Source organism: Paenibacillus sp. TY11, assembly GCF_059772165.1.
In genome coordinates, this window is record NZ_JCBAIQ010000003.1 from 139,319 (window position 1) to 156,144 (window position 16,826).

At 47.9% G+C, this 16,826-nt stretch carries 12 protein-coding genes; all 12 read right to left on the reverse strand.

Going from position 1 to position 16,826, the window contains the following annotated elements; genetic code table 11:
* Window positions 1-19 precede the first annotated feature (19 nt).
* Window positions 20-1,399, reverse strand: a complete 1,380-nt coding sequence (locus AC6EJC_RS04885; protein WP_444952983.1) for a lipopolysaccharide biosynthesis protein — start codon at window positions 1,397-1,399, stop codon at window positions 20-22.
* A 5-nt stretch (window positions 1,400-1,404) separates the two neighbouring features.
* Window positions 1,405-2,838, reverse strand: coding sequence for an O-antigen ligase family protein (locus AC6EJC_RS04890; RefSeq protein ID WP_444952984.1), 1,434 nt, complete (start codon window positions 2,836-2,838; stop codon window positions 1,405-1,407).
* Between the two features lie 5 nt (window positions 2,839-2,843).
* The gene (locus AC6EJC_RS04895; protein ID WP_028543109.1) at window positions 2,844-3,614 is read right to left on the reverse strand and encodes a WecB/TagA/CpsF family glycosyltransferase; all 771 of its coding nucleotides are present in this window, start codon (window positions 3,612-3,614) and stop codon (window positions 2,844-2,846) included.
* A gap of 4 nt (window positions 3,615-3,618) precedes the next feature.
* Window positions 3,619-4,956, reverse strand: coding sequence for an O-antigen ligase family protein (locus tag AC6EJC_RS04900; RefSeq protein WP_444952985.1), 1,338 nt, complete (start codon window positions 4,954-4,956; stop codon window positions 3,619-3,621).
* A gap of 10 nt (window positions 4,957-4,966) precedes the next feature.
* Entirely contained in the window at window positions 4,967-5,902 is a 936-nt protein-coding gene (locus AC6EJC_RS04905; protein ID WP_444952986.1) for a glycosyltransferase, read from the reverse strand.
* Entirely contained in the window at window positions 5,902-6,600 is a 699-nt protein-coding gene (locus AC6EJC_RS04910; RefSeq protein WP_444952987.1) for a sugar transferase, read from the reverse strand. The genes AC6EJC_RS04905 and AC6EJC_RS04910 overlap by 1 nt, the downstream gene beginning before the upstream one ends.
* Before the next feature lie 16 nt (window positions 6,601-6,616).
* Complete coding sequence (galU, locus tag AC6EJC_RS04915; RefSeq protein WP_013309151.1) at window positions 6,617-7,510, reverse strand: UTP--glucose-1-phosphate uridylyltransferase GalU; 894 nt, start codon at window positions 7,508-7,510, stop codon at window positions 6,617-6,619.
* 39 nt (window positions 7,511-7,549) lie between these two features.
* Complete coding sequence (locus AC6EJC_RS04920; protein ID WP_444952988.1) at window positions 7,550-8,188, reverse strand: CpsD/CapB family tyrosine-protein kinase; 639 nt, start codon at window positions 8,186-8,188, stop codon at window positions 7,550-7,552.
* Window positions 8,172-8,915: a YveK family protein gene (locus AC6EJC_RS04925; protein WP_444952989.1), complete on the reverse strand. Its 744-nt coding sequence runs from the start codon at window positions 8,913-8,915 to the stop codon at window positions 8,172-8,174. Before AC6EJC_RS04925 ends, AC6EJC_RS04920 begins: the two co-directional genes overlap by 17 nt.
* Window positions 8,916-9,191: 276 nt before the next feature.
* Entirely contained in the window at window positions 9,192-9,836 is a 645-nt protein-coding gene (locus AC6EJC_RS04930) for a response regulator (RefSeq protein ID WP_444952990.1), read from the reverse strand.
* Between the two features lie 116 nt (window positions 9,837-9,952).
* Window positions 9,953-11,590 (reverse strand): sensor histidine kinase, encoded by a 1,638-nt coding sequence (locus AC6EJC_RS04935; RefSeq protein ID WP_444952991.1) that lies wholly within the window; start codon window positions 11,588-11,590, stop codon window positions 9,953-9,955.
* 321 nt (window positions 11,591-11,911) lie between these two features.
* Window positions 11,912-16,510, reverse strand: coding sequence for a glutamate synthase large subunit (gene gltB, locus AC6EJC_RS04940; protein WP_444952992.1), 4,599 nt, complete (start codon window positions 16,508-16,510; stop codon window positions 11,912-11,914).
* Between the last annotated feature and the right edge of the window lie 316 nt (window positions 16,511-16,826).

The following is a 16,826-nucleotide window of genomic DNA, read 5'->3' on the forward strand; positions in this document are numbered from 1 at the left end:
CGGGTGCCTCCTTCTTTATCTAACCGTTAACTGGCTTTTTCCGGATGTAGTGCGACATCGTTGATCGGAGCCATTGAAAATCTTGTTTGGAAATAAGCAGTCTTGGAATTTTCATTTTCAGAACGAATTTAACATTACATAAAATGAAAATGAACCGTAGAATCCCCGAAGACAGCATTGCTATCCCTGCACCCGTCAATCCATATCTCGGCACGAGTATGGACAGCAATGGAATGACGAGCGCCAATCCGACACCCTGTAGAATGGTAACCAATTTGGGCTTACCCAACGCCATAAATTGTTGTGCCAGCACCATGGTTCCTCCACTGATAGCAACCTCAAGCACCAGAAACCGGAACACCGTAAGCGCTTGTTTAAACTCTTGACCATATAACAATGTAAATACGAACGGAGCAATCAGCATCAGCATCACCGCAGCCAGAAAGGTTGCCGTTGAAGTCACTCGAAATGCCCGAAATGTTATGGCCACCGCATCTTCCTTATTCAGACCAGAGGCTTTGGGAAACAGCACGACAATGATCGAAGTTGAAAATACATTCACCATCCGGGCCAAGCTGACCGCTACTGCATATAAACCGAGATCAGCGGGTCTGAGCAGACCCGCAATCAAAATCTGATCAATATAAGTGGAAACCTGCCCCATGAGATCATTTCCGTACGAACCCATACCGTAGGTAAAGAGATTTTTAAATTGCGTCCAGCTGTTCTTTACCTTTGGTTTGTACAGCCGAATCATTCGAATCGTGACACCGATATAAATCGGCAAGCCTGGCAGTAAATAGGCCAGTGCCGAGGTGTACGGATTCATATTCCCGGTCAGGATCAGGATCGCCAGACCCAGCAGCGTACTTAGTGGTACCAGATACCGGAATAAATTGTACTGCTTATATTCCGATCGAACTTGAAGCAATGCATTATTGATCTGTGAAATCGCTATGAGCGGACACATCATCATGGAGCACTGCGCGAAAAGTATGACTGATGAAGAAAAAGAGCGCAGCCAATAAGGAATTAGAAATACTCCGACGAGTGTCGCCAAGCCCCCGAACATCGCAGCCAGCAGCAAGGCCAGACCATACAGCTTGCCCGTTTCCTCAGGTTTCCTTTTCGCATTGTAAATCAATGCAGACGGGACACCGAAGCTCATGCAGAAGGCGAGAAATTGGGACCAGTTCACCATCGCTGTCTGTTCCCCGCGTCCAGTAGGACCCAGGAATCGTGCCGTCAGCACACCAGTCAGCATATTCACGACGAGAATCAGCATACTGAATATCATCGTTTTTACTGCTGCAGAGCTGCTATCCTTGCTTTTGGCAAACCGTATCACCGTGGACCATAGTGTCCGGACAGGTGCGGATAATGCTTGTAAGTTTTGCACAGCCTTTACCTTCTTTCCGCGATGACATCTTTTGCCCATAGTCCTATTCCGATCATCATCCAGATCAGATAGCCGCGCATACCGGGGAAACCATTATCCGATATGAGACTGGCTACAGCTCCGGCCCACGTAGCCAACGCCAGTCTGATATAAGGCTGACTGGAATCTCGTTCGGCAATACGGACGAGAAGGCGCTTGACGATAACGAACAGACCACCGAAGAAAAAGAATGCTCCGAAAATACCGAAGGTGAGGAAAATGGCAATATATCCATTATCCATAATCCCAAGTTCGCCGAGATCGCCGCCGTTATCAAGCTTGGTTCCGATTCCTACACTCCCGATCCCCTGCCCGACCGGATTGCCGACAATCGCCGGAAGCATCGTATGCAGTAGATCCAAACGTTCATTGTATGAATGATCCTGTTGAATATCTGTCAACGTCTGCATGCGAGCCACCAAACCCTCTGCCCCCGGAAGTTTTGGAACAATGATGTAGAGAAGAAGACCGACGACAGCTAGTTGAAACAAGGTCTTCCACTTTCCCTTGGAAGATGAACTGAGAATGTAAGCCAGCAACATGACGAATGCAATTAGCCAGGCTGAACGTACCAGCGTGATCAAAAGACAAACGACCGTCAGCAGGATTCCGATCCATCCCAAAGTGCCGCGCCACCGTTTTTCCATTAGCATGGGTACAAGTGCCATCGCCAGGAAAATAGCGCAGGGACCGGGCGAGTTCATGGAAGAAAATACCCTAATTTGAAGCGGTTCTGGTACGCCAATGGAATTCATTTCCACATGATTCATCCAAAATGCATCCCAGGGAGGCACCGTCAAATACTGGATAATGCCGTAAATCGCCACAAGAACAGCAATGTTGGCATATGAATACAGCAGTCGGTCCAGCTCCTTCGCTTTCATGGGCTTAATCGCAAGATAAGGCAACAGGATCAAAGGAACTACATAATTGGCTAAATCATAAGCAAAAACAATACCATTTTTGAACAACCCGACCACACTTCCGTAGGCCAATTCTATGCCGAAAAATACAGCAATTCGGGTCAATGGTTTCTCCGCCTGATGAATGCCCCGCAATACAGGAATAATCAACATGCTGCTTACCAGCAGCGGCGCCACGCTCAACAAGGAAACCGAGTGATATGTTCCCTCCAACCAATCCGCAATACGGCGGATTTCCGGGCCTACTGCCCACACCGCCAGTGTGTAAGGAATCAGTAGCCGCGATTGCAAGATCGCCAGCAGGAAGGCCGGAAAAACGAGCGCCAGCAATATGGCTCCCTGCTGGCTCATGGTGGGATTCATCTTGGCGCTGACAAATCCGATGGCGAGTGGCAGCATACAAGCCAGCAAACCCATGCCGATTCCACGCCGATTTCCTAGCCAAACGGAAATCTGCTGATCTGCCAACCGACTCATGTTTCTCACCCCTGACCTCCCTTCATTCGCTTCCGCTTGAACATCTCCTTAAACAGCAGAACGAGAAACTGGGAATCCTCAATCAAATATCTTTTCCACAATCGTTTAGGCTCCTGAGACAACCTCCAAAACCATTCAAATCCCGTCTTCTGCATCAGCTCCGGTGCCCTTTTCACATTTCCCGACAGGAAATCAAAGGTCGCTCCTACCCCAATCGAAATCGGAGCGCGGTAAGTCTCATAATATCTGTAAATCCATTTTTCCTGTTTAGGTGCGCCTACACCTACAAAAACGATGTCCGGGCGAGCCTCTTGAAGCAATTGGATAATGTGTCTGTTCTCCTCCTCGTTTTTCTCAAAGCCATAAGAAGGAGAGTAGCAGCCCACCACATTCATGTTCGGATACGATTCCTGGAGATTGAGCATAGCCTTCTCAGGAATACCGTCAGCTGCACCCAGAAAAAATAAACGATAGCCTCGATCCTCAAAAGCCTCTCCCAGCCGGGTGAACAAATCTGACCCTGACACCTTTTGTTTGAGGGGCTTTTTCAGTAACTTGGACGCCCATATGATAGGCATCCCATCGGCCACTACAGCTCCGGCATCCGAATACACCTTGCGGAATTCATCATCCTTGCGAAGCTTGATCACATGATCGACATTACAGGTCAAAATGTAGGAATGACGCTGATGCTCAATAGAAGTATCTATAAATTCGAGTAGATCATTAAAATCGTAATTATCAAAGTTGACATCGAACATGTTCACTCTGCTCATCGTATCACTTCTCTTTGCGAAAATCGGTTTGAGTAGATGTCTGGTATAACGCGTTCAAATACCAGCAAAACGGAATAATCATCTGAACCGTCGACAACGTATTATCTGAAAACGAGTAGATCAGAAAGCCTGCAATTAAGCTTGCAAAATAAGGTTTGATGGACTTGGCAAGCGACTGGTAAATGAGAGCGAACACGATCAGCAATGAAAGTATTAATAACCCGCAACCGATATATCCCGTGTCAAAATAAAAGCGTATATACTCGTTATGCGGTACAACAAAACCATTAAATAACGTCCCGTCGTTCGCAACCGTTACCGCGCCAAGGCCTCTTCCTGACCAAGGGTAATCATGTACTCTGTTCAAAAAATATTCCCATGCCTCCGAGCGTCCCGACAGGTCAATGCCTGTGTCGGTCTCCCGTTCGAAGGAGCGTTTTTTTAAATTGTTCCATTGCAGGGCCACCGCCCCCAGAGCAACCAAAAACGATCCGGCCAGCGGTAGCAAATAATTGACTTTACCCTTGAGGTACTGACGGGCAATATCAAACAGATACACAGCAAACATTAATAACAATGCCAGAATCGGCCCACGTGTACCGGTGGCGATCAGAATCAGAAAGTTCAGTGCCAACACCGTATAATAAAAGGCGGCTTGCTTCGGTTTGCGCTTGACCTCAATCAGAGAGACGGCAATTCCGAGAAAGGAGAGCATTGCCAGATGCGGTGGTATATTTGCTCCCTGTACTCTGACTGCGCCCGTAAATTCTACATCCGTAAACGAATGCAGCCCTACAACCTGCAAGCCCAATCCAATGATCACACTAATAATTGGCAACAGACTGATCAATCGGATATGTCTTTCCGCCACATCCTTTTTCCACTGGATCAGTAAAAAAAAGAAGGGGAGCGATAATCCGACGAACGCCTTGACGGCGATCGAGGTCGTTAACAAAGGCAGCCATGCTGAAAATCCAAATGTAATCCCCAGCATGATCACCAATGCCCAGACCGGATAGCTGAACTTGAGACGTATCCCATACACGAGCATGCACGGCACCAGCAGAGCCAAAATGCCTAATTTGTACAATGACAAAATCTCAATGCCGAACACGCCACCCTGATACAGAGAATCGACCGAAACTGCTGTACTTAGCAAAACCGCATAGCTGATGCGCTCCGGATGATGGATAGAAACGGCTAGCAAGAGCAATAAGCATACTGCCGCAATACTGACCACCGGCTGATAGGTAGCCGCAATTCCTACAGCAAGAGCGCCTAGTAGAAAAATGAAAACATGCTGTATGGTGTTTATTCTGGAAGTCCAAGGATAGTTACTCATGTTCAATCTTTCACCCCGCAGCTGACTCGCTTTTCCGGTTGCGCAGTGTATCCAGCGTCCCACGGATACTTTCAAGCCTGCACCGGTTCAACAGCTTCCTGCCCTCACTACGTGCCAGCAGGGAATCCACCGTGATGTATAACACTTTGGCTGCCGTCTTCGCCATCAGCATCGCGTTGCCGCGCAGACCTACGGCCTGAGCAGCGTTAGACATGCCCTGACAATAGTAGCGGTTCATGATCCATTCTTTCGTTAACCGTGCAGCCGGAACAAAATGTTCCACAGACATGTGCGGATGATACATAATCGTTCCACCATTTTTACGGATTTGCTCGAATACCCACGATTCTTCACCAGATAGAAGGATATCTCCCTTTCTGCCCAGATGAAGCGGGAACATGACGGCGGCAAAAGCCGTTTTGCGCATTGCCATATTTGCCCCGAATGGATTCAGTCCCGCCGGATATTCACGGACGGCTTTCCCCAGATCAATAATCGTGTAAGGCAGTTCAAGCGGGCCTGTCAGCCAAACCGGTCGTTCCGTCTCAAACATAGGATCAATTTTCCCGCCCATAGCCGTCAGCTCTGGATTGTTCCCAAAGGCCGACATAATCGTTTGCAGCCATGTAACACACGGAATTGCATCATCATCCAGAAAAGCAATGACTTCTGCTCTCGATAACGTAATGCCCGCATTACGAGCGGCAGACAGTCCTTGTTCGCGCTCATAATGATATCGGAGATGAATATTCTGACCATGTGCGACGGTGAACCTTTTGATCGTCGCCGCTGTATGATCGGTGGATCGGTTATCGACCACAATGATCTCAGCCAGTGCAAGGTCTTCCAACTCCAGCAGGGACATTAACGTTTTCTCCAGCAGGTCCGCTCGGTTATAGGTGCAAATAACGACGGACACTGCGGGACATCGCTTGAATGCATCCATCAGTAAGCATCCTTGGAGAACAGCATTTTAACGCCTGTTTTCATGATGATTTTCAAATCGAGCCACGTATTGCGAACATGAATATACTTCAAATCCATTTGCACCATTTCTTCGAAGCCTACACTGTTACGTGCGCTCACCTGCCAGTAACCCGTACATCCCGGTGTTACAATCAGGCGCTGCTTGTCATAATCGGAGTATTGCTCGACCTCGCTGGGTAACGGTGGACGCGGACCGACTAAAGTCATGTCCCCAACCAACACATTCCACAGCTGCGGAATCTCATCAATACTCGTCTTGCGCAGAAAACTGCCAATTTTCGTGATCCGAGGATCATTTTTAATTTTGAACATGGCGCCGCTCACTTCATTCAGCTCCATCAAGTCCTTTTTCAATTCCTCGGCATTGGACACCATTGAACGGAATTTATACATGTTGAATAACTTCTCATTCTTGCCCACCCGAGTTTGCTTGAAAAATACGCTTCCCTTTGGGTCTTCAAGCTTAATCAAAACGCCTACCACTACAAAAAGCGGAAGCAAGACGATCAAGCCCACGAACGACAGCAGCATATCAAGGAGGCGTTTTGTGACCAGGTAGGACGTTTTATCCTGAATTTGTGTATTTCCGTATGGCATGTAAAACGCTTTACCTGACATGACAGCCTCGCCGTCCTCCGGTAAATTTTCCATGCTCATGCTGACGTACCTCCTCTCAACCTGCCGTGGTTGCTTTCTCGGTCTTTTTCAACCATTCATTCATGGCCTCCATAACCGGATACTTTAAATCATCGCTGGCAAGTGCAAATTCAAGTGTGGTTAAAATATATCCAAGACGTTCACCTACGTCATAACGTGTGCCTTCAAAGTCGTAGGCGTACACGCGCTCACTCTGATTCAGCTTTTGGATCGCATCCGTCAACTGAATTTCGCCGCCAGCTCCTTTTTCCTGAAGATCAAGATATTTGAAAATTTTCGGCGAGAACACATAGCGACCCATAATAGCCAAATCGGATGGCGCTGTGCCTGGAGCCGGTTTTTCTATAAAATTATTCACTCGGTACAATCGTCCGTCCTGCTGATCTGGTTCAATAATGCCATATCGGTTCGTGAATTCCTGCGGTACCCGCTGCACGCCGATAACAGAATTTTGTGTTTCCTCATACTGATCCATCAGCTGGCGCAGGCAAGGCTTCTGACCTGTTACGATATCATCGCCCAGCAATACACCAAACGGCTCGTCCCCAATAAAGCGTCTTGCGCACCATACCGCATGTCCAAGACCTTTAGGTTCTTTCTGGCGAATGTAGTGAATTTCCACTCCCGAAGAACGCTGTACTTCCTCCAGAAGCTTCAGCTTACCGTCCTCGAGCAGTTTGGATTCCAGCTCAAATGCGTTGTCAAAGTGGTCCTCAATGGCACGTTTGCCTTTACCCGTAACGATAATAATGTCCTCAATACCAGAAGCAATCGCTTCTTCCACGATATATTGAATCGTAGGCTTATTGATAATCGGAAGCATTTCCTTAGGCATCGCTTTTGTGGCAGGGAGGAAGCGCGTACCCAACCCTGCTGCTGGAATAATGGCCTTTTTCACTCTTTTCGTCATCGCACTCATTCTCCTTGCTTCATCGAATTTTGGTGTTGCTTACTTCACCTGATTCATCACAATTCCAACCAGCGTCGCACTGGCCTGTTCCATGAGTTGCTTTGTTTTGCGTAGATCTTCCCGTTTGGTTCGGCCATGTCTGGCAACGAGAATCACACCATCCGTCAAGCCTGCAATCAGGCGAGCATCCGTATAATTCAGCGCCGGAGCCGAATCGATTAAGATGATGTCATATTCACGTTTGAGTTCTTCCAGCAGCTCAGCCATACGTTCGCTACCGAGCAGATCTGCTGCGTTGTACAGGGTGTCTCCACCGGGAACAACCGATAGCTCCAGTCCACCATGCCTAACGATAGACTTGGAAGAAGCCCCACCGCGCAAATAAGCCGATAGACCTCCGGTATTTTCCATTCCGAATATCTCGTGCAGCGCTGGTTTGTGCAGATTGCAATCCACCAGAGCCACCTTCTTGCCTTCTTGTGCAAAGGAAACTCCGATGTTGGCGAGCAGAGTTGTTTTACCCGCTCCGCTTTCCGGCGAGGTCAACAATAGAACCGTCCCACGGTCCTTTTGCCCAATCACCTGCTGCCGGATGTATGTACGGAGGGATCGAAATGATTCCGAGATATACGATGATGGATTACTTTCTGTAATCAACATGTCATTCAATCGCAGCATATTTACGCTCCCCTACCCGTTCTTTGGAATTTCCGGCTGCTCCGTCGATGTCCTTCTTGCGAATGATTGGAATCGATGCAATTACCGGAATACCTATGTCTGCATCCGCCTCTTTTTCCGAGCGCAGCGTGCCGTTAATGCTTTCCAGGAACACAATCGTGCCCAGCGCAATCATCAGCGATACGAGAAAACTAATCGCAATATTCATGAGCGGGTTCCCATTAATCGGATCAGGATTGGCCTGTGGGTCCGCTTCATTTAAAATTTTCACATTATTTAATTCCATCAATCCCGGAACCGTCTGCACGAATTTCTGGGTTACCGCGTTTACAACCGCTGCGGCCTGTGGATAGCTCCCTGCCTCAAACGTTAAGCCGATAACCTGACTTTTATCCGAGGATTTAATCTGCAGCTTTTCTACCAACTTCTGCTGCGTCAAACCGAACTCAGGATGAGTCGCTACAACAGCGTCCATAATTTTAGGTGAAGTGAGAATTTGCTTGTAGCTTTCCACCAAATTAAGACTTGTGTTGACGTCGTTCAGATTGTTGCTCCCCTGCTTGCCGGAAATATGATTAACCAGCAGTTGGCTTGAAGCGGAATAGACTGGCTTCACGACATTGTCGCTCACAAAGTATGTTGTTACGCATGAGAGAATGACAAAAATCGCAATCAGCCACAATCTTTTTTTGATCAGGACTAGATAATCCAAAATGGTTTTCTCCACAAAAATCCTCCCTCCCATACAATTTCTCTTCTTATTTTAAGTATGATCTAATTGTAACAATACGTTGTGTGGACGACATGGAACCGAACGGCACTTTCTCCCTCACTACGGGGGGAGGGGAATGTATACTTTCGGATACGGCATGGTATACTTTTGTACCATAGTTTGTCGATTATGGAAAAATAAATCGAAAAAAGCCTCAAAAACCACCAAGCTTGGTGATTTTTGAGGCTTTTCCTATCACTCGCACATGAAAGTGCAGCGTAGTTTATCGAGTCAGCGCATCACGATGTTTGTTGGCTCGTACTTCGCCAGACCAATTGCATTGGCATACAATGCTGCCTGTGTACGATCCGCCAGCCGCAGCTTGGCCAAGATCTGACTGACATGCTTTTTGACTGTGAACTCACTGATAAATAACCGGGATGCAATTTCACGATTGCAAGCTCCTTGCCCCAGCTCGACCAGCACTTCCTTTTCCTTCGGTGTCAGGTCGTCCGTCAGATTGCCCGCATCTTCACGCAGCTTGTTTTCGAGAATAGCCGGATCATAATATTTGCGTCCTTTGTTGACAAGATGAATCGCGTAAATTAGTTCTTCAGGCAAAGCCTCCTTAAGCACATAACCGTCCACGGAAGCTTCCTCCGCTTTCAGAAAATCTTCACGTGTTGCAGAAGAGGTCAGCAAAATAAATTTGCTTCTGAACCCGCGTCCGCGCGCTATCTTGATAATATCCAGACCCGATTCATCAGCTAGTTTCAAATCCAGCAGCACCAGATCCGGATCAGTTTCCTCGATCACCACAAGTGCTTCTTGTTGATTCTGGGCCTCTCCCGCAAACTGAACATTGGGCTGCATGGATATAACCGCAGCGAGTCCTTTCCGTACTAAAGGATGATCATCGACAATGACAATTTTCATGATTCGGCCTCCTGTCTACAGTTCAGGATTTGCATAATCCCTATGTATCCGATTGTTACCGCAGATTTTGTATTGCAGAATGTTCACACATTTTATTCAAGGATTTTGCAAAATCCTCATTCATAAGCATTTACCGGAATGGACAATCGGATCTGTGTTCCCTCTCCGATTCGACTTGAAATATCAAATTCGCCTCCCATCGATTGAGCTAAATATTCCATATTCATCATGCCCAGGCCCCCGCCTGCACTGACCGCCTCACCTCCTGCTACCATTCTCGCCGTCTCAAATCCTACTCCGTCGTCATGAATAGACAGTCTAATCACTTGGGGCGTTAATTTTAACTTCACATCAATTCGCTTGGCCAATCCATGACGGATTGCGTTCCCCGCCGCTTCGGAAATGATGCGGAACAAAGCCTTTTGGTACAAATATGGAAGTGAATAATGATCACCATGAATGTCAAAATCAATTTGTACATGGTTCAGCTTGGAGAGTGTATGCAAATGACTTTTCACCGTCCCTAACCAAGTCGAGCCTCCGCTTTTTTTCGAACTTAGACTATGGATCGCCCCTTTCAGCTCTCTGACCGCTTGGTTGGCAGATTGCTGAATTAGATCAATTTGTTCCTCCACCTGCTCCTTAGGCTGATGACACCAGGTTTGCCGGAGAGAATGCGTTGCGTACACAATACCAAAAAGACTTTGTGAAACATTGTCATGCATTTCATTTGCAATTCGGTTCTGCTCGTTCGTCACAATCAGCTGATTTTCAATACGCTCCAGCTCATAGCGCTCCAAAAACACAGCACTCAGCTCAGCCAAGAATATCAGTTGTTGCACGAGCCAGCGTCTTCCCGTCAGACTTTGATCCGGACCCAACTTGAGGCCGATCGTCGCTACAAAACGGGTCGTCATCGGTACTGTGATCATGAGGAAATCGCCCCATTCTGGCAGATGTCTGAAAAATGGTTCACGCTCTTCCCTGAATTCCTCCCGATAATTCCCCAGCTCCTCGAATAGCTGCTCCTCTTCCTCTACCGTCCAACCGGTCTGGCTGCTTTCCGGTGCATCCTCCTCCTGACTATCCAGCCAGAAAAATGCACGGCTCTGCTTTGTTAGCTTGACGGTATAGTCCGAGATGACCTGACCCAGATTTAAGGCCTCATTATGGCTGGTCGTCTCCATGATGTGGTAAATCGACTTGATATGATCCATCGTCTCATTGGCTTGTTCTTTAGCCACCCTCAGTTCGTCCTTCATGACGCCGATAACCTGCATTGCCATCATAGTTACGATCAGTACCAGAAACAAATTGATGTTCTGCAATACAAGATCCCACAAAAAATATTGACCTGGTGTAAAAAAGATATAACAAATTGTAAGCACCAAGCCGATATAAGAAAGGAGGAGCGTCCAACTGTACCTCATAGATAGATGAGCACAAGCCACCAACATGGGGGTAATCACATACCATTTGAACGGGCTATCCATTCCTCCGGTCGGTAATAACAACAAGATGATCCCTGCGGTTTCAAGCGCAATGCTGCATTTCAATACCATATCATGAAGTCTGTACTTGCGGTAAATCCAAGTAAATGCTGTAACGGATAAAAATAGAAAACCAATCAGTAATAGCTTCTGCCACACGATTAATCTAGATGGTTCGAACAGAAAAACAAGTGACGTTAAAGATAGTGATACATAACGGTACAAAAAAATCATTTTGTCTTCTGCTGACTTCTTCAACTTCATCCTGTCACCCTATTCTGTGTTTTGAAGGGACGATGGGCATATTAGGTTGTTTGTGTACTAAAAAAATCATAACCAATCCAAAAATAAATAACAAGACATAAACTCTTACGTAAACGGTTACATTCCAAAAAATTTGGTACTTTTTATAACATATTTACCGTTTCAGGAAAACATTTTGGGGGTAATGTCAGAATTTATAACGTTTGTCAAGGAAATAATTCACATTTTTATTAACCTAAAAAAAAGACTTGCTGGTACCACCGTGATTATAACAGCGGTATTCAGCAAGTCCTTTTTTTAGTGAATTTGTTGGTCTACATTTTAGCCGCCGGCACGCGCCAATTCACGCATGTTGGCTTCAAATGCTGCCAACAGAGCTTCATCCCCGCTCAAACCAGTTGCCTCTTCTTTTTGGATCTGTTCAACCATACGCTTGTAATCCTTTGGAATCACCCGTACAAACTGCTGAATCGCAGTCTGCCATTCATCCAAAATACGTTGTCCCGCTTCACTACCCGTGTAAGTGACATGGCGCTGAATCAAGCCGCGCAAATCCGCTGCTTCTGCAGGGTCTTCCACACCTTCCAGCAACACCATTTCCAGATTACAACGGCTCAGGAACGTCCCCTCAGGGTCATAGACATATGCAATACCTCCGGACATCCCGGCTCCAAAATTTCGTCCGGTTCCACCCAATACAGCTACACGTCCACCTGTCATATATTCGCAGCCATGATCACCCACGCCCTCAACAACAATACGTGCGCCGGAGTTCCGAACGGCAAAACGCTCGCCTGCGATTCCGCTAATGTAAGCTTCACCGCTGGTCGCTCCATACAAGGCTGTATTTCCGATAATAATGTTCTCTTCTGCCTTAAAGGTCGCTTTGTGAGATTTCTTCACAATAACCTTACCGCCAGATAGCCCTTTACCGACATAGTCATTGCTGTCGCCTTCCACGCTCAGCGTGATGCCTTTCGGAATAAATGCCCCGAAGCTCTGACCTGCCGATCCAATAAAGTTAAAACGAATCGTATCCTCAGGCAGACCCGCCGCCCCATACTTACGGGTGACCTCGCTGCCCAGAATCGTACCTACCGCCCGATTCACGTTTGTAATAGGCAAGGTGCCCTCAACAGGCGTTCCGTTCTCCAGCGCCTCCGCAGCCATCGGTACGAGCTTCTGCATGTCGAGTGTTTCTTCCAGACCGTGATTTTGGCGTTGTACACGGTAACGTACACTACCGTCTTCCAGCTCAGGAACATGCAGCAGCAAGCTCAGGTCTATGCCCTTCTTCTTCCAGTGCGAATCGGCGTTAACGGTATCCAGACAATCCGTACGTCCAATCATTTCCTGAATAGTACGGAAGCCCAACTCCGCCATAATTTCGCGGACATCTTCTGCGATGAAACGCATAAAATTCACCACATGGGCAGGATCACCCATATAATTTTTGCGCAGCTCCGGATTCTGCGTAGCTACACCAACCGGACATGTATCCATTTGGCATACCCGCATCATAATACAGCCCAACGCCACGAGCGGCGCTGTAGAGAAGCCGTATTCTTCCGCGCCCAACAGGGCAGCTACTACCAAATCGCGGCCAGACAGCATCTTGCCGTCTGTCTCCAATACCACGCGGTCGCGCAGGTTGTTCAGCATCAGCGTCTGATGCGTCTCAGCCAGACCCAGCTCCCAAGGCATACCCGCATGGCGGATGGAGCCTTGCGGGGAAGCGCCTGTACCACCGTCATAACCGCTGACGAGAATAATGTCAGCACGTCCTTTGGCTACTCCTGTAGCAATCGTGCCTACGCCTACCTCTGACACCAGTTTCACGTTAATGTCAGCACGCGGGTTGGCGTTTTTGAGATCGTAGATGAGCTCTGCCAAATCCTCGATAGAATAAATATCGTGATGCGGCGGTGGCGAAATCAAACCTACTCCTGGCGTAGAACCACGTACCTCAGCGACCCAAGGGTACACCTTACGTCCTGGCAGTTGTCCACCTTCGCCCGGCTTCGCGCCTTGAGCCATTTTGATCTGAATTTCGTCGGCGTTCACCAAGTAATTCGATGTTACACCGAATCGGCCCGACGCTACCTGCTTGATCGAACTGCGACGAGAATCGCCATTGGCATCCGGTATGAAACGTGCAGGGTTCTCCCCACCTTCACCCGTATTGCTCTTGCCACCAATCCGATTCATCGCAATCGCCATATCTTCATGCGCTTCCTGACTGATAGAGCCGAAAGACATGGCTCCTGTCTTGAAGCGACGCATAATAGATGCAGCGGATTCCACTTCATCCAACGGCACAGGCTCACCCGCAGGCTTCAACTGAAGCATCGAGCGGATCGTCAAATGCTGTTCCGTTTCGCCCTGCACCAGCTTGGCGTACTTTTTGTAAAGCTTGTAGTCACCCGAGCGAACTGATTGCTGGAGCAAATGCACCGTTTGCGGGTTAAACAAATGCTCTTCCCCATCGTTACGCCATTGGTATTCGCCGCCCGAATCCAGCACTTTGTCGTTGCCGTCCTTGTCGGTAAAAGCACGGTTATGGTGAACCAGCGCTTCCGTAGTCACTTCCTCCAGACCAATACCGCCAATGCGGGAAGGTGTCCAGGTGAAATAACGGTCAACAAAATCCTGCTTCAGACCTACAGCCTCAAAAATTTGCGCTCCACGGTACGACTGAATCGTGGAAATACCCATTTTGGACAATATTTTAACGACACCCTTCGTTGCCGCTTTAATATAATTTTTAACTGCCTTTTCGTGCGAGATGCCGCGCAGCAAGCCCTGCTGAATCATGACATCCAGCGTTTCAAACGCCAGATACGGATTAACCGCGCTCACACCGTAGCCAAGCAGCACCGCATAATGGTGAATATCCCGTGGCTCCCCGGACTCCAGCAAAATGCTCACACGTGTGCGTGTACCCTGCTTAATCAGATGGTGATGCAGACTGGAAACAGCTAGCAACGCCGGAATGGCCGCATTTTCCGCATCCACTCCACGGTCGGACAAAATCAGGATGTTATGACCCTTGTCAATGACACGGTCAGCCGCCTCAAACAGTCCTTCCAGCGCCTTGCGTAAGCCCTCAGCACCTTCCTTCGCTTCAAAGAAGATCGGAATCGTCATTGATTTGAAGCCCGGACGGTGTACGTGGCGAATTTTGGCAAACTCCTCATTCGACAACACCGGCGAATCCAAACGAATCTGACGACAGCTTTCCGGTTCTGGATGCAGTAAGTTGCGCTCCGGTCCAATTGTAGTTGCGGTTGACGTTACAATCTCTTCACGAATGGCGTCAATCGGCGGGTTCGTAACTTGGGCAAACATTTGTTTAAAGTAATTGTACAAACGTTGCGGACGGTCAGACAGTACCGCCAATGGAGCATCGTACCCCATCGAGCCAATCGGTTCCGCACCTGTGAGTGCCATCGGCTCCAGAATTTTGCGCAGTTCTTCAAACGTATATCCAAAAGCGAGCTGAAGCTGATTTACATTTTCATGTTTCGGCTCCGGCTGTTCCAGTGCTTCGGGCAGTTCATCCAGATCCACCAAATGCTCATCCAGCCATTGTTGATAAGGTTCCTCGGAAGCGATACGTTCCTTTAACTCTTCGTCAGAAACGATGCGGCCTTCTTGAGTATCAACCAACAGCATACGACCCGGACGGAGACGATCCTTATAGAGTACATTTTCAGGAGCAATATCCAATACGCCCGCCTCTGAAGACAGTGCGATCAGATCATCCTTGGTCACATAGTAACGTGCAGGACGCAGGCCGTTGCGGTCGAGAACCGCCCCGATTTGGATACCGTCTGTAAACGCCATCGCAGCCGGTCCGTCCCATGGCTCCATCATGGTGCTGTGATATTCATAAAATGCCCGTTTCTTCGGGTCCATGGTTTCATGCTTGTTCCAAGGCTCTGGCACCATCATCATGGCTACATGAGGAAGGGAACGTCCGCTCAGATACAGAAACTCCAGCGTATTATCGAACATAGCCGTATCCGAGCCATCCGGATTAATGACTGGTTTTACCTTCCCGATATCTGCACCAAATGCTTCACTTTCAAACTGCGCCTGACGCGCATGCATCCAGTTCACGTTGCCGCGCATTGTGTTAATTTCACCGTTGTGAATCATAAAACGATAAGGATGCGCACGGTCCCAACTCGGGAACGTATTCGTGCTAAAACGGGAATGGACCAGCGCGATCGCCGATGTCACCCGCTCATCCTGCAGATCCAGATAAAATTTGCCTACCTGCTCGGTTGTCAGCATACCTTTGTATACAACCTTGCGACATGACAAACTTGGAATATAGAACGACTCACCGCTCTGATCCTCTTTGTTATAGCGAATAGCAAGCTCTGCACGTTTGCGAATGATATACAGTTTCCGTTCAAAGTCCAGCTCTTCTTTCAAATCGCTACTGCGACCGATGAACACCTGACGTACGCCCGGTTTAGCCGCTTTTGCCGATTTACCCAGCATTTCGTCATAAGTTGGAACATCGCGGAAGCCCAGACAATTTTGACCTTCGTCCACAATGATATCTCTTAGCTTCTGCTCATGCACCTCACGAACTTTTGGATCATTGGATACAAAAAGCATACCAACGCCATAATGTCCGGCCTTTGGCAATTTGAAGCCCAATCGCTCCGCTTCCTCTTGAAAAAACAGATGGGGGACCTGAATCATAATCCCCGCTCCGTCACCGGAGTTTGGTTCACTTCCCTGACCGCCCCGATGCTCCATATTCACAAGCATGGTCAAAGCCTGACTTACAATATCGTGCGATGGTTTTCCCTTGATGTGGGCAACAAAACCCATGCCGCAGGCGTCTTTTTCGAATTGGGGATCATATAGTCCCTGTTTGGGTGGTAAACCTGTCTGTCTCATGGAACGCAACCTTTCTGTTATAAAGTCATGCTGGCCTGAAATACAGGCGGCCGAATAGAAGACAGTGGCAACAAGAGGTAACTCAAAGAACAACTACGAGGAATGGGGGACAGAAACACTGACGTATTCAAGGCGGTACGGTCCGCCGAATACGTATATTTTTCAATAATTATGCAATGGCTTGACTTGAAAAATACGTCGATTCCACTGATGAATCTAATTAGTTCTATCATTTTATCATTGACCTACCATGTTAGCAATTCAAAGTTTTTATAATTGCGATAATAAATCTTTTACGTTACAGCTTCAACGTATC

Bases quoted from the DNA above. Each gene is read 5' to 3' on its own strand.
- AC6EJC_RS04890 (WP_444952984.1), bottom strand. From the start codon at position 2,838: ATGAGTCGGTTGGCAGATCAGCAGATTTCCGTTTGGCTAGGAAATCGG.
- AC6EJC_RS04895 (WP_028543109.1), bottom strand. From the start codon at position 3,614: ATGAGCAGAGTGAACATGTTCGATGTCAACTTTGATAATTACGATTTT.
- AC6EJC_RS04900 (WP_444952985.1), bottom strand. From the start codon at position 4,956: ATGAGTAACTATCCTTGGACTTCCAGAATAAACACCATACAGCATGTT.
- AC6EJC_RS04905 (WP_444952986.1), bottom strand. From the start codon at position 5,902: ATGGATGCATTCAAGCGATGTCCCGCAGTGTCCGTCGTTATTTGCACC.
- AC6EJC_RS04910 (WP_444952987.1), bottom strand. From the start codon at position 6,600: ATGAGCATGGAAAATTTACCGGAGGACGGCGAGGCTGTCATGTCAGGT.
- galU (WP_013309151.1), bottom strand. From the start codon at position 7,510: ATGACGAAAAGAGTGAAAAAGGCCATTATTCCAGCAGCAGGGTTGGGT.
- AC6EJC_RS04920 (WP_444952988.1), bottom strand. From the start codon at position 8,188: ATGCTGCGATTGAATGACATGTTGATTACAGAAAGTAATCCATCATCG.
- AC6EJC_RS04930 (WP_444952990.1), bottom strand. From the start codon at position 9,836: ATGAAAATTGTCATTGTCGATGATCATCCTTTAGTACGGAAAGGACTC.
- AC6EJC_RS04935 (WP_444952991.1), bottom strand. From the start codon at position 11,590: ATGAAGTTGAAGAAGTCAGCAGAAGACAAAATGATTTTTTTGTACCGT.
- gltB (WP_444952992.1), bottom strand. From the start codon at position 16,510: ATGAGACAGACAGGTTTACCACCCAAACAGGGACTATATGATCCCCAA.